Source organism: Pseudomonas frederiksbergensis (assembly GCF_003732275.1).
Taxonomy (GTDB): Bacteria; Pseudomonadota; Gammaproteobacteria; order Pseudomonadales; family Pseudomonadaceae; genus Aquipseudomonas; species Aquipseudomonas frederiksbergensis_H.
Genome location: NZ_MOBM01000013.1, coordinates 57,781 through 72,021, shown reverse-complemented (window position 1 = coordinate 72,021; position 14,241 = coordinate 57,781). Strand labels below are relative to the sequence as shown.

The following is a 14,241-nucleotide window of genomic DNA, read 5'->3' as shown; positions in this document are numbered from 1 at the left end:
GCGCTTAGTTAACCCAGACGCGAGCGTTACGGAACATACGCATCCAAGGTGCGTCTTCGTTCCAGTCTTCCGAACGCCACGAGTTCTGCACGGCGCGGAATACACGCTCCGGGTGCGGCATCATGATGGTCACGCGACCGTCACGGCTGGTCAAACCGGTGATCCCGCGCGGCGAGCCGTTCGGGTTGGCCGGGTAGTTTTCGGTGACCTTGCCATGGTTATCGACGAAACGCATCGCCACACAACCCGACAGATCGGCTTCCAGCAACGCTTCTTCGCTAGCGAATTCGGCATGGCCTTCACCGTGCGCGATGGCGATCGGCATGCGCGAACCGGCCATGCCCTGCAGGAAGATCGAGTTCGACTCCTGGATCTGCACCATCGCCACGCGAGCTTCGAACTGCTCGGAACGGTTACGCACGAAGTGCGGCCAGAACTCGCTGCCCGGGATCAGCTCGTGCAGGTTGGACATCATCTGGCAACCGTTGCACACGCCGAGGGTGAAGCTGTCGTTACGTTCGAAGAAGCCCTGGAAGGCATCGCGAGCGCGGCTGTTGAACAGCGCGGACTTGGCCCAGCCTTCGCCGGCACCCAGTACGTCGCCGTAGGAGAAACCGCCGCAAGCCACCAGACCTTTGAACTCGTTCAGGTCGACACGGCCGGCCAGAATGTCGCTCATGTGCACGTCGATCGCGTTGAAACCGGCGCGGTCGAACGCGGCCGCCATTTCCACCTGACCGTTGACGCCCTGCTCACGCAGTACGGCAACCTGTGGGCGGATGCCTTTCTTGATGTAAGGCGCGGCGACATCCTGGTTGACGTCGTAGCTGAGCTTGACGCTCAGGCCCGGGTTGTCTTCTTCCAGCAGCACGTCGAATTCTTGTTCGGCGCAGTCAGCGTTATCACGCAGACGCTGGATCTGGTAGCTGGTTTCAGCCCACTGACGTTGCAGCAGACGACGCTGACCTTCGAACACGGTATCGCCATTGAAGGTGATGCTGATCTCGCCGTTGTTCATTGGCTGACCGATCACCGACACGCAGTCACCCAGGCCAGCCGCGCTGAACTGAGCGAGGATGTCTGGAGTAGCGTCCTGGCGAACCTGGATCACAGCGCCCAGTTCTTCGTTGAACAGGATCGCGGCGATGTCGGCGGAGGTTTCTGCCAGACCGTCGAGGTTCAGGCTCAGACCGCAGTGACCGGCAAAGGCCATTTCCACCACGCTGGTCAGCAGACCACCGTCGGAACGGTCGTGGTAAGCCAGCAAGTGACCGTCGGCGTTGAGGCCCTGGATCACGGCGAAGAAGGCTTTCAGGTCTTCGGCGTCATCGACGTCCGGGGCCTGCTTGCCGAGTTTGCCGTGAACCTGAGCAAGGATCGAAGCACCCATGCGGTTCTGACCGCGACCGAGGTCGATCAGGATCAGGTCGGTGGTGCCCTTGTCCATGCGCAGTTGCGGGGTCATGGTCTGACGGATGTCAGCTACTGGGGCGAAACCGGTCACGATCAGCGACATCGGCGAAGTCACAGTCTTGTCGACGCCTTCGTCGTTCCAGCGGGTGGCCATGGACATCGAGTCCTTGCCCACCGGAATGGTGATGCCGAGGTCCGGGCACAATTCCATGCCGACTGCTTTCACGGTGTCGTACAGACGCGCGTCTTCACCCGGGTGGCCGGCGGCGGACATCCAGTTCGCCGACAGTTTGATGTCGGAGATTTTGGCGATGCGCGACGCCGCGATGTTGGTCAGGGTTTCGCCGATGGCCATGCGACCCGACGCCGGAGCGTCCAGCAGTGCCAGCGGAGTGCGCTCGCCCATGGCCATGGCTTCACCGGTGTAAACGTCGAAGCTGGTGGCGGTGACGGCAACGTCGGCCACCGGAACCTGCCACGGACCGACCATCTGATCACGGGCCACGAGGCCGGTGATGGTGCGGTCGCCGATGGTGATCAGGAAGCTTTTGCTGGCCACGGCCGGGTGATGCAGAACACGCTCGACGCAGTCGGCGATCTCGAGGGTCGACGGATCGAAATCGTCGCCCAGCTCGTTTTCGCGAACGGCCGAACGGTGCATGCGCGGGGCTTTGCCCAGCAGCACTTCGAGCGGCATGTCTACCGGGCTGTTGCCGAAGTGGCTGTCGGTTACGGTCAGTTGCGGCTCGGCAGTGGCTTCGCCGACCACGGCAAACGGGCAACGCTCACGTTCGCAGATCGCCTGGAAGCGTTCGAAGTCGGCAGGGCCGACTGCCAGAACGTAGCGTTCCTGGGATTCGTTACTCCAGATTTCGTGCGGGGCCATGCCCGGCTCGTCGTTTGGAATGTTGCGCAGTTCGAAGCGACCACCACGGTTACCGTCGTTGACCAGTTCCGGGAAGGCGTTGGACAGACCACCGGCACCCACGTCGTGGATGAAGCTGATCGGGTTCTTGTCACCCAACTGCCAGCAACGGTCGATGACTTCCTGGCAGCGACGCTCCATTTCCGGGTTTTCGCGCTGTACGGATGCGAAGTCCAGATCCGCCGAGCTGGTGCCGGTGGCCATGGAGGAAGCCGCGCCGCCGCCCAGGCCGATGAGCATTGCCGGGCCGCCAAGAACGATCAGCTTGGAGCCAACGGTGATCTCGCCTTTCTGTACGTGTTCGGCACGGATGTTACCCATGCCGCCGGCCAGCATGATCGGCTTGTGGTAACCGCGAACTTCGTCGCCACGCGGGGTGGTGATCGATTGTTCGAAGGTACGGAAGTAGCCGGTCAGGGCCGGACGGCCGAATTCGTTGTTGAACGCGGCGCCACCCAGAGGGCCTTCGATCATGATGTCCAGCGCGGTAACGATGCGCTCAGGCTTGCCGTATGGCACTTCCCACGGCTGTTCGAAGCCCGGGATCTGCAGGTTGGACACGGTGAAACCGGTCAGGCCAGCCTTCGGCTTGGCGCCGCGACCGGTTGCGCCTTCGTCACGAATCTCGCCACCGCTACCGGTGGATGCGCCCGGGAACGGGGCAATCGCGGTCGGGTGGTTGTGAGTTTCGACTTTCATCAGGATATGCACCGGCTCCTGCACCGCGCCGTACTGGCGGGTTTCAGGGTCCGGGAAGAAACGGCCGGCGACGGAGCCGACGATCACCGAGGCGTTGTCCTTATAAGCCGACAAAACACCTTCGCTGTGCATCTGATAGGTGTTCTTGATCATGCCGAACAGGCTTTTTTCCTGGCTCTGACCGTCGATGTCCCAACTGGCGTTGAAGATCTTGTGACGGCAGTGCTCGGAGTTTGCCTGGGCAAACATCATCAGTTCGATGTCATGCGGGTTGCGCTTCAAGCCGACGAACGCTGCGACCAGATAGTCGATCTCGTCTTCGGCCAGGGCCAGGCCCAGCTCGGTGTTGGCTTTTTCCAACGCGGCGCGGCCGCCACCCAACACGTCGATCGCGGTCAGGGGCTTGGGTTCGGCGTGGCTGAACAGGCCGGCGGCTTGTTCAAGGTTATCCAACACGATCTGGGTCATGCGGTCATGCAAGACGCCTGCGATCAGCTGCGCTTCGGCATCGCTGAACTGGCCGGCGACGTAGAACGCAATACCGCGCTCCAGGCGCTGGATCTTGGTCAGGCCGCAGTTGCGAGCGATGTCGCTGGCTTTACTGGACCACGGCGAGATAGTGCCGAAACGTGGCAACACCAGAAACAGACGACCGGTTGGCTCTTGTACTGGAACGCTTGGGCCGTACTTCAGAAGGCGCGCAAGCACCTGCTGTTCGTCGCCGGTCAGGACGCCGGTAACTTCGGCGAAGTGAGCGAATTCAGCATACAAGCCACTGACAGCCGGAACCTTCTGGCTCAGTTGCTCAAGGAGTTTGCTGTGGCGAAAGGCAGAAAGGGCAGGAGCGCCGCGCAGGATCAACATCTTCGGGACAGCCTCGGGAAGGGGTGTGTTTTGAGGCCGTGCATTCTAGCCTAAACCGCCCGCGACATCACCCGAAACGGTACGCATGGCTGTACCCGAACGTCGGGCCGGGTATTCGGGCCCGAAACAGGTGCCTGTCGAGGGTTATTTTTTCTGTCACAAAATGCTGTTCAGGCCCATTCCTGCGGGCTCCAAGCGGGTTTTAGACTCTCTAGCAGACAAGCCCTTCGCTGTCGAGATATGGCGCTCGTGGTCCTTTGCGTATACTGCGCAGATGTTTTCCCCAACGGCTTTGCGTCCGCGGTATGCCAAATGGCTGATCGCAACCGGACTCTTCCTGGTGCTCAGTGGCTGTGTTGATAAACCCAACACGCTGGAGCGCGTAAAGGAGGATGGCGTGCTGCGGGTGGTTACCCGTAACAGTCCCGCCACCTACTTTCAGGATCGCAACGGTGAAACCGGCTTCGAATACGAGCTGGTGAAGCGCTTCGCCGACGATCTGGGGGTGGAACTCAAGATCGAAACCGCCGACAACCTCGACGATCTGTTCAGTCAGGTGGGCAAGCCCAATGGCCCGGTGCTGGCTGCTGCCGGTCTGGTCAGCAGCGAGCAACGCAAACAGCAGGTGCGGTTTTCCCACTCCTACCTCGAAGTCACCCCACAGATCATCTACCGCAACGGCCAGTCACGGCCGACCGACGCAGGCGATCTGGTCGGCAAGAAGATCATGGTGCTCAAGGGCAGCACCCACGCCGAGCAACTGGCAGAGCTGAAAAAGAAATATCCCGGCATTGAATACGAAGAGTCCGACGCGGTTGAAGTCGTCGACTTGCTGCGCATGGTGGATGAAGGTCAAATCGATCTGACCCTGGTCGATTCCAATGAAGTCGCAATGAACCAGGTGTACTTCCCCAACGTGCGGGTAGCTTTCGACCTCGGTGACTCCAGCAATCAGAGTTGGGCCGTGGCCGCCGGCGAAGACAACAGCCTGCTCAACGAAATCAACACCTACCTCGACAAGGTGAAGAAAAACGGCACCCTGCAACGCCTGAAAGATCGTTACTACGGCCACGTCGATGTACTCGGTTACATGGGCGCCACCACCTTCGCCCAGCACTTGCAGCAACGGCTGCCCAAATACGAACAGCACTTCAAGGCGTACGCCAAGAAAGAAAAAGTCGACTGGCGCCTGCTGGCGGCGATCGGCTATCAGGAATCGCTGTGGCAAGCGGCGGTCACGTCCAAGACCGGCGTGCGCGGGTTGATGATGCTGACCCAGAACACGGCGCAAGCGATGGGCGTGTCCAATCGCCTTGACCCCAAGCAGAGCATCATGGGCGGCGCGAAGTACCTGGCCTACATGAAGGATCAATTGGACGAATCGATCCAGGAGCCGGATCGTACGTGGTTTGCGCTGGCAGCCTACAACGTCGGCAGCGGTCACCTGGACGACGCACGCAAACTGGCGGCCAAGGAAGGGCTGAACCCGGACAAGTGGCTGGACGTGAAGAAAATCCTGCCGCGTCTGTCCGAGAAGAAGTGGTTCAGCAAAACCCGTTACGGCTACGCCCGGGGCGGCGAGCCGGTACACTTCGTGGCGAACATTCGTCGTTACTACGACATCCTGACGTGGGTCACACAGCCGCAGCTGGAAGGCAATCAGATCGCTGAGGGCAACCTGCATGTGCCGGGGGTCGACAAGACCAAGCCGAGCCAGGAAACCCCGCCGCTCTAAAAACCACCACCCATCAAATGTGGGAGCGGGCCTGCTCGCGAAGGCGGTTCAACATTCAACATCTCTGTCGACTGCCACACCGCATTCGCGAGCAAGCCCGCTCCCACATTGGTTTTGTGTCTGGCTTTTAAGCTTTGGCGGCAGCCAGAATCAACGCCTTCATTTCCGACACCGCCGACTTGAACCCGACGAACAACGCATGGGCCACCAGTGCATGGCCGATGTTCAGCTCATTAATGCCTTTGATCGCCGCAACAGCCTCGACGTTGTGATAGTGCAGGCCATGACCGGCGTTGACGATCAGGCCCTGGGCCAGACCGAATGCCACGCCATCGGCCACGCGCTTGAGCTCTTCAGCGACTTCGGTTGGCGTCTCGGCGTCCGCATAACGCCCGGTGTGCAATTCAATGGCTGGCGCACCAATACGACGGGACGCTTCGATCTGCCGCTCGTCCGCGTCGATGAACAGCGACACTTCACAGCCGATCTTCGCCAGGCGATCCACCGCTGCCTTGATCCGTGCTTCCTGCCCTGCCACGTCCAGACCGCCTTCGGTGGTCAGCTCCTGACGGGTTTCCGGAACCAGGCAAATGTGTGCCGGGCGGATGCGTTCGGCGAACGCCATCATTTCTTCGGTAACGCCCATTTCGAAATTCATGCGAGTTTGCAGCACGTCCTTGAGCAACAGCACGTCGCGCTCCTGAATGTGCCGGCGGTCTTCGCGCAGATGAACGGTGATACCGTCAGCGCCCGCCTCTTCCGCGTCCAGCGCTGCCTTGACCGGATCCGGGTAGCGAGTACCCCGGGCCTGACGCAGGGTGGCAACGTGGTCGATGTTCACGCCAAGAAGAATGCGATTGCTGGTGGTCACGGAAGCGCTCCTGAAATAAGGGAAAGTTCGGCGCACAGCATACACGGGGAGCTTGGGTCTGTTGACGCAAGCATCAACAGTTCCTATGGCTTGCGAAACTATGGCTTGCGAAACAACTCGCGACTGACCAGAGGACGACCGCCCAGATGAACGGCCAGTGCCTGACGCATCAGGCGCTTGGCGGCGGACAGCGCACCGGGCGCGGACCAGTCGGCATCGGCCATGGCCAGCAGTTCAATGCCGTTGAACAGACCCGGTTGCAGCAGATAGACCCGCTCCAGGCCCGCATCCACTTGCAAGCGGTAGAGGCCATCCGGCGCAATGGGGTCGCCGTGGATGTCGGCGTTCAGCGCGAAACCGTAACCAAGGTCGTCAAGCAAACGCCATTCGAAGGAGCGCAGCAACGGCTCCAGCGGACGGCCTTCGGCCAGGGCGAGCAAGGTCGCTGCGTAGTGATCGAAGACCGCGGGATGAGGGTCTTCAGCGGGCAGCAGACGGATCAGCAACTCGTTGAGGTAGAGGCCGCTGAACAGCGCCTCGCCGTTGAGCCAGGTGGAAACACCGGCGCTTTCCATGCGGCCGACGTTTTTCAACTCACCCCGACCACGGAACTCGACTTCCAGCGGCACGAACGGCCGGGCCAATGTCCCGGCCTTGCCCCGCGCGCTACGCAACACCGCCCGCAGCCGACCTTGCGGCGTAAGGAAATCCACCAGCGCACTGCTTTCGCGGTAGGCGCGGGAGTGGAGGACGTAGGCGGGTTGGCCGATGGGTTGGGTTGGGGACATGGAAATCGCAGTTCTCAATGAGTAAGCGCAGTTTTACTGACAACCCCAAACCACTGTGGGAGCGAGCCTGCTCGCGATGAGGGCCTGATATTCAACAAGGATGTTGACTGACAGACCGCTATCGCGAGCAGGCTCGCTCCCACAATGGAATTTTTGCATCCAGGACTAAGTGTTACAGATCGCCATAACCCAGCGAACGCAACGCACGCTCGTCATCGGACCAGCCGCCCTTAACCTTGACCCACAGGTTAAGCATGATCTTGGAGTCGAACAGCAGCTCCATGTCCTTGCGCGCCTCGGTGCCGATGCGCTTGATGCGCTCGCCCTTGTCGCCAATGATGATTTTCTTCTGGCCGTCACGTTCGACGAGGATCAAGGCATGAATGTGCAGGGTTTTGCCCTGCTGCTTGAATTCTTCGATTTCCACGGTGATCTGGTACGGCAGCTCGGCGCCCAACTGGCGCATGATTTTCTCGCGCACCAGTTCGGCGGCGAGGAAGCGGCTACTGCGGTCAGTGATCTGATCTTCCGGGAAGAAGTGATCGTTTTCCGGCAGGTGCTCGGCGATCACTCGTTCCAGCGCGTCCAGGTTGTGCCCGTGCTGGGCCGAGATCGGCATGATCTGCGCGTTCGGCAGCTGCTCCTGCAACCAGCTCAGGTGCGGCATCAGCTCGGATTTGTCTTCGATACGGTCGGTCTTGTTCAGCGCCACGATCAGCGGGCCGGTCACGTACTGAACGCGCTCGAGGACCATCTGGTCTTCGTCGGTCCACTTGGTGCGGTCAACCACGAAGATCACCACGTCGACGTCTTTCAACGCCGCCGAAGCGGTCTTGTTCATGTAACGGTTCAGGGCCTTTTCGCCGCCCTTGTGCATGCCCGGGGTGTCGACGTAGATCGCCTGAACGGTGCCTTCGGTCTTGATGCCGAGCATGTTGTGACGGGTGGTCTGCGGCTTGCGCGAGGTGATCGCCAGCTTCTGACCCAGAATGTGGTTCAGCAGCGTGGACTTGCCCACGTTGGGACGGCCGACGATGGCAACATAGCCACAGCGAGTTGCGGTTGAATCAGTCATGGCCATTCTCCACGCCCAGGGCAATCAGTGCTGCGGCGGCCGCTACCTGTTCGGCAATACGACGACTCACACCCTGACCTCGGCTTTTTTCATTCAGTAAGATGATTTCACACTCGACGAAGAACGTCCGGCAATGCGGCTCACCCTGGATATCCACCACTTCGTAACGCGGCAGCTCACAACCACGGGACTGCAGGAATTCCTGCAGGCGGGTTTTCGGATCTTTGTTGGTGTCGACCAGCGTCAGGCCTTCGAACTCTCCGGCCAGCCAGGCCAGCACGCGCTCGCGCGCCATGTCCATGCCGGCGTCCAGGTAGATCGCACCAATCAGCGCTTCCAGGGCATCGGCCAGAATCGACTCGCGACGGAAACCGCCGCTTTTCAATTCGCCGGAACCCAGGCGCAGGTATTCGCCCAAGTCGAAACCACGGGCCAGTACGGCCAGGGTCTCACCTTTCACCAAACGGGCGCGCAAACGCGACAACTGGCCTTCGCGGGCCAGCGGGAAGCGATCGAACAGTGCCTCGCCAGCAACGAAGTTGAGGATGGCATCACCGAGGAACTCCAGGCGTTCGTTGTTGCGCCCGGCAAAGCTGCGGTGAGTCAGGGCCAGGACCATCAACTCCTGGTCTTTGAAGGTGTAGCCGAGCTGACGCTCTAGACGGCTTAAGGAGACGCTCACGGTTTACCCACGCTGAGTTCGTGGCTGGATTCCACCGCCATCGCCGTGTTGCGGCGCAGGCTTGGGACAATTAACGCTGTGTTCAAAAATTACGTCCTGAATATCATTATTTTCATGCTTCTGGGGCCGATTGTGCCGGTTCCAGAAATGCATTCGGCGCCGTGTTCAACAGCGCCGTGTGTGATTACTTGATCAGGCCAACCCGCGAGAAATTCGGCAGGTGACTGAGTTTGGGTTCCGGCCAGCTCATCCAGACTGCGAAGGCCTTGCCGACGATATTCTTGTCGGGAACCATGCCCAGCAGATCCTTGGGAATACTCGGATCATCCCAGTAGCGACTGTCGTTCGAGTTGTCGCGGTTGTCGCCCATCATGAAGTAGTGCCCGGCAGGAACGGTCCACGAATGATCCGGCGTTGCGCGGTAGCGGCTCATTTCCTTGCGGATAAGGTGCTCGGCGACGCCGAGTTTTTCCTTGTAGAGCTCGGCGCTGCCCAATGTGCCCGGCTCGGAGCCGACCAGTTGTTCGGCGATCGACTCACCGTTGACGAACAGACGCTTGTCAGCGGTGTAGCGAATCTGGTCACCCGGCAGGCCCACCACACGCTTGATGTAATTGACGTTCGGGTCGCTCGGGTAGCGGAACACCATGACATCGCCGCGCTGCGGATCACCGACTTCGATGACTTTCTTGTCGATCACCGGCAGGCGGATCCCGTAAGAAAATTTGTTCACCAGAATGAAGTCGCCGACGTCCAGGGTCGGCTTCATCGAGCCGGAAGGAATCTGGAACGGTTCCACCAGGAACGAACGCAGCACCAGCACGATGAACAACACCGGGAAGAACGACTTGCCGTATTCGACCAGCAGCGGCTCTTTGTTCAGTTTCTCGACCACCACCATGTCAGCCTGGCTGACGCTACCCTGGTAAGAGTTAATGGCAGCCCGGCGCCGTGGCGCCAGGAACAGCAGATCGAGCAACGCCAACAGGCCGCAGACGAACACGGCGATGACCAGCAACAGCGGGAAATTTAGTGACATAGGACCTAACTATCCAACCTGAGCACTGCAAGGAAGGCTTCTTGTGGAATCTCCACGTTACCGACTTGCTTCATGCGTTTTTTACCGGCCTTTTGCTTTTCCAACAGCTTGCGCTTACGGCTAACGTCACCGCCGTAGCATTTGGCCAATACGTTCTTTCTGAGTGCCTTGACGGAGGTTCGCGCAATGATCTGCCCGCCGATGGCGGCCTGGATCGCGACATCGAACATCTGGCGCGGAATCAGTTCTTTCATCTTCTCGGTCAACTGGCGACCTTTGTAGTGCGCATTGTCGCGGTGCACGATCAGCGCCAGGGCGTCGACCTTGTCACCGTTAATCAGCACATCCAGTTTCACCAGATTAGCTGATTGATAACGGTCGAAATGGTAATCCAGCGAAGCATAGCCACGACTGGTGGATTTCAGACGGTCGAAGAAGTCGAGGACCACTTCGTTCATCGGCAAATCGTAGGTCACTTGCACCTGGGTACCGAGGAACAGCATGTCGTGCTGCACGCCACGCTTTTCGATACACAGGGTAATGACGTTACCCAGGTGCTCTTGCGGCACAAGGATATTGGCCCGCACGATCGGTTCACGCATGTCTTCGATCGATGACAGGTCCGGGAGCTTGGACGGGTTATCGACGTAAATCGTTTCACCGGTTTTCAGCAACAGCTCGAAAATTACCGTCGGCGCGGTGGTAATCAGGTCCAGGTCGTACTCGCGCTCCAGGCGCTCCTGGATGATTTCCATGTGCAGCATGCCGAGGAACCCGCAACGGAAGCCGAAGCCCAGCGCGTCGGAGCTTTCCGGGGTGTACTGCAGGGACGAGTCGTTGAGCGTGAGCTTTTGCAGGGCTTCACGGAAATCTTCGAAGTCGTCGGAGCTGACCGGGAACAGACCGGCGTACACCTGCGGCTGAATGCGTTTGAAGCCTGGCAGCACGTCAACGTCTGGCGTGGAGCTCAAGGTCAGGGTGTCACCGACCGGTGCACCGTGAATGTCCTTGATACCGGCAATGATGAAGCCCACTTCGCCGGCCTTCAGGTCAACGGTGGCGGTGTGTTTCGGGTTGAAGACACCGACGCTGTCCACCAGGTGGATCTTGCCGGTGGATTTAACGAGAATCTTGTCGCCCTTCTTCACACGACCGTGACGCACGCGTACCAGGGAAACAACGCCCAGATAGTTGTCGAACCAGGAGTCGATGATCAACGCTTGCAGCGGATCTTCGTAGTTGCCGGTCGGCGCAGGAATGGTGTGAACCAGGCGTTCGAGCACTTCGTCGACGCCCAGGCCAGTCTTGGCACTGCACTCGACCGCATCGGTGGCATCGATGCCGATGATTTTTTCGATTTCTTCTTTGACGCGGTCCGGATCGGCCTGTGGCAGGTCGATCTTGTTCAGGACCGGCATGACTTCCAGGCCCTGCTCGATCGCCGTGTAGCAGTTGGCAACCGATTGCGCTTCAACGCCCTGACCGGCATCGACCACCAGCAACGCACCTTCACAAGCCGCCAGCGACCGGCTGACTTCGTAGGTGAAGTCAACGTGGCCCGGGGTGTCAATGAAGTTCAGCTGGTACTTGATGCCATCGCGGGCGGTGTAATAAAGGGTGACGCTGTGGGCCTTGATGGTGATCCCGCGTTCACGCTCCAGGTCCATGGAGTCCAGCACCTGGGCTTCCATTTCGCGCTCGGCAAGGCCGCCGCACATCTGGATGAAGCGATCGGCCAGCGTCGACTTGCCATGGTCAATGTGGGCGATGATGGAGAAATTGCGGATATGACTCAAATCACTCACGGATCAACACTCAAAAAGGCTGCAGGCATAGCCCGCCGAAAAATAGCCGGGAATTGTACCTGATCCACGGCGCAAGCGTCACGTTCGCAGGTCAGACGGCGCTTACAAAAACGCCCCGGTCTTGCGACAGGGGCGTTTTGAGTGACAAGCCCTACAGGGAATAACCCGCGATCAACCGGCGCGGCGCAATAACCAGACCCCGGCCAGGGCACACACACCGGCCGGTATCAGCACCGCAAACAGCGGCGAGAAACCGAAGACAAGGCTCGAAGGCCCCAACAAATCCTGGACGATGCGGAAGGTGAAGCCCACCAGCACACCGGTAAAGACCCGCTGACCGAGGGTCACCGAACGCAGCGGGCCGAAGATGAAGGAAATCGCCATCAGCACCAATGCGGCGGTCACCAGCGGCTGCAACACCTTGACCCAAAATGCCAGCCAGTAACGACCGTTGCTCAGGCCCTGGTCAGCCAGGTAGTGGATGTAACTCCACAGACCGGTGATAGAGAGAGATTCAGGCGCCATCACCACAGTGCTCAACAGTTGCGGGCTCAGGGCCACTTCCCAACGCTCCACCGGAGTCGTCACCACTTCGGTGTTTTTTTCATGGAACAACGTGGTCGTGACATCGCTCAGTTGCCAGTGATCCGTGTCGAATTCCGCGCGCTTGGCGAAGCTCGAAGACAGCATGTGGCGTTGATCGTCGAAGCGATAACGGGTCACGCCGTACAGCAGACCATTGGGTTGTACGGAGTTGACGTGAATGAACTCGTCACCCTGACGGTGCCACAGACCATGCTTGGCGCTTTGCGCGTCGCCACTGCCCTGGGCCAGCGAGCGGTTAGCCTGAGCGGTGACTTCCGTGGCCGGCGCGACGTATTCGCCAATCACCACCCCCACCACCATCAAAAGCAGCATCGGCTTCATGACAGCCCAGACGATCCGCCCCAGCGACACGCCCGCAGCGCGCATGATGGTCAGTTCGCTATGGCTGGCCAGACTGCCGAGGCCGATCAGGCAACCGATCAGCGCCGCCATCGGCAACATGTCGTACAGACGGCGTGGAGCAGTCAGCAGCACGTAGCTCAGGACATCCATCAGCGTGTAGGTATCGCTGACCTCACTCATTTCATCGATGAAGGCAAACAGCGTCGCCAGGCCAAGGATGATCCCCAGCACTGCCAGGATCGCGACGAACACGCTGCTACCGATGTAGCGATCGAGCTTATCCACGGGCCACCTCCAGCGCACTGCGGCGACTCGCCATTTTCAAGCGCAGCGGCTCCCAATACAGCAAGCCCAGGCCAATGGCCAGGAAGATCGCATGCACCCACCACAAGCCCAATGCCGCCGGGATCTTGCCCTTTTCGAGGGCGCCGCGAGCGGCAATCAGGATGGTCAGGTAAGCCATATAAAGAAGAATCGCCGGCAGCAGCTTGAGGAAACGGCCCTGGCGCGGATTGACCCGCGACAGGGGCACCGCCATCAGGGTCACGATGAAGACCAGCAACGGCAGAGACAGACGCCATTGCAGTTCGGTACGCGAACGGATGTCATCACTGCTCAGCAAAGAGCGGGTGGTCATCGCGTCACGATCGGTGACTTCGTCACTGACGTCCGGCTTGGGCAGCAATACGCCGTACTCATCGTATTTGATGGCACGGTAATCGGCCTGCCCCGGATTACCGTCGTAGCGGTAGCCGTTGTCGAGAATCAGGTAGCGGTTACCGTCGGGGCGAATTTCCTGGCGCCCTTTCTCGGCCACCAACACGGAAATTCCACGATCCTTCTTATCGGAATTGATGTTCTTCTGCGAAATGAATACGCCGCCGAGGTTGATGCGGTCATCCGACAGTTGTTCGGTGTAGGTCACTCGAGTGCCGTCGCGCAAGGCCTGGAAGCGGCCTGGTTCGAGGGTATCGAACTCAGTCATTGCGTCCTGCTTGTTCAGCAGCAACTGGAACTGGTTGGCACCCTGTGGCGCCAGGCTCAGGCTCAACCATGCCACCACCAGCGCAACCAGCGTGGCCGGAAACAGGGTGATGCGAAACAGTCGCTGCTGGCTCATGCCGGTGGCGGACAGCACAGTCATTTCGCTCTCGAGGTACAGACGACCGTAGGCCAGCAGGATGCCGAGAAACAGCCCCAAAGGCAGGATCAACTGCAGAAAACCCGGCAGACGGAAACCCATGATCAGGAACAGCGACCCCGGATCCAGAAGGCCGGAGGCCGCCTGGGCGAGGTACTTGATAAAGCGTCCGCTCATGATGATAACCAGCAGCACGGCGCTGACGGCGCTCAAGGTCAACAGGACTTCGCGGGATAGATAACGGAAGACAATCAAA

The 14,241-nt window shown here is 59.7% G+C and carries 10 protein-coding genes; 1 reads left to right on the top strand and 9 read right to left on the bottom strand.

All coding sequences use genetic code 11. The features are described 5' to 3' along the window. Positions 1-4 precede the first annotated feature (4 nt). Entirely contained in the window at positions 5-3,901 is a 3,897-nt protein-coding gene (gene purL, locus BK662_RS11735) for a phosphoribosylformylglycinamidine synthase (protein ID WP_123358195.1), read from the bottom strand. 274 nt (positions 3,902-4,175) lie between these two features. On the opposite strand from purL, the gene mltF reads away from it, so the two are divergent. Next, positions 4,176-5,636 carry a membrane-bound lytic murein transglycosylase MltF gene (mltF, locus tag BK662_RS11730; RefSeq protein ID WP_123358194.1) on the top strand — a complete coding sequence of 487 codons (1,461 nt, stop codon included), beginning with the start codon at positions 4,176-4,178 and terminating at the stop codon, positions 5,634-5,636. 127 nt (positions 5,637-5,763) lie between these two features. Here the strand turns inward: mltF and pdxJ are convergent, their stop codons facing one another. The 8 genes from pdxJ to lptF all read right to left on the bottom strand — a co-directional run bounded on the left by pdxJ (position 5,764) and on the right by lptF (position 14,240). Continuing rightward, complete coding sequence (pdxJ, locus tag BK662_RS11725; RefSeq protein WP_123358193.1) at positions 5,764-6,507, bottom strand: pyridoxine 5'-phosphate synthase; 744 nt, start codon at positions 6,505-6,507, stop codon at positions 5,764-5,766. A gap of 98 nt (positions 6,508-6,605) precedes the next feature. Next, on the bottom strand, positions 6,606-7,295 hold the full coding sequence (gene recO / locus BK662_RS11720; RefSeq protein ID WP_123358192.1) for a DNA repair protein RecO: 690 nt from the start codon (positions 7,293-7,295) through the stop codon (positions 6,606-6,608). Between the two features lie 172 nt (positions 7,296-7,467). Continuing rightward, positions 7,468-8,370, bottom strand: coding sequence for a GTPase Era (gene era / locus BK662_RS11715; protein WP_123358191.1), 903 nt, complete (start codon positions 8,368-8,370; stop codon positions 7,468-7,470). Beyond that, a complete protein-coding gene (gene rnc, locus BK662_RS11710; protein ID WP_052966248.1) occupies positions 8,363-9,052 on the bottom strand; it encodes a ribonuclease III in 690 nt (229 codons plus the stop codon). The genes era and rnc overlap by 8 nt, the downstream gene beginning before the upstream one ends. Before the next feature lie 184 nt (positions 9,053-9,236). After that, the gene (lepB, locus tag BK662_RS11705; protein ID WP_109628119.1) at positions 9,237-10,091 is read right to left on the bottom strand and encodes a signal peptidase I; all 855 of its coding nucleotides are present in this window, start codon (positions 10,089-10,091) and stop codon (positions 9,237-9,239) included. 5 nt (positions 10,092-10,096) lie between these two features. Next, entirely contained in the window at positions 10,097-11,896 is a 1,800-nt protein-coding gene (gene lepA / locus BK662_RS11700; RefSeq protein WP_038981674.1) for a translation elongation factor 4, read from the bottom strand. Positions 11,897-12,067: 171 nt separating this feature from the next. After that, on the bottom strand, positions 12,068-13,129 hold the full coding sequence (lptG, locus tag BK662_RS11695) for an LPS export ABC transporter permease LptG (protein WP_123358190.1): 1,062 nt from the start codon (positions 13,127-13,129) through the stop codon (positions 12,068-12,070). Continuing rightward, positions 13,122-14,240: an LPS export ABC transporter permease LptF gene (gene lptF, locus BK662_RS11690; protein WP_123358189.1), complete on the bottom strand. Its 1,119-nt coding sequence runs from the start codon at positions 14,238-14,240 to the stop codon at positions 13,122-13,124. Before lptF ends, lptG begins: the two co-directional genes overlap by 8 nt. Position 14,241: the final 1 nt, after the last annotated feature.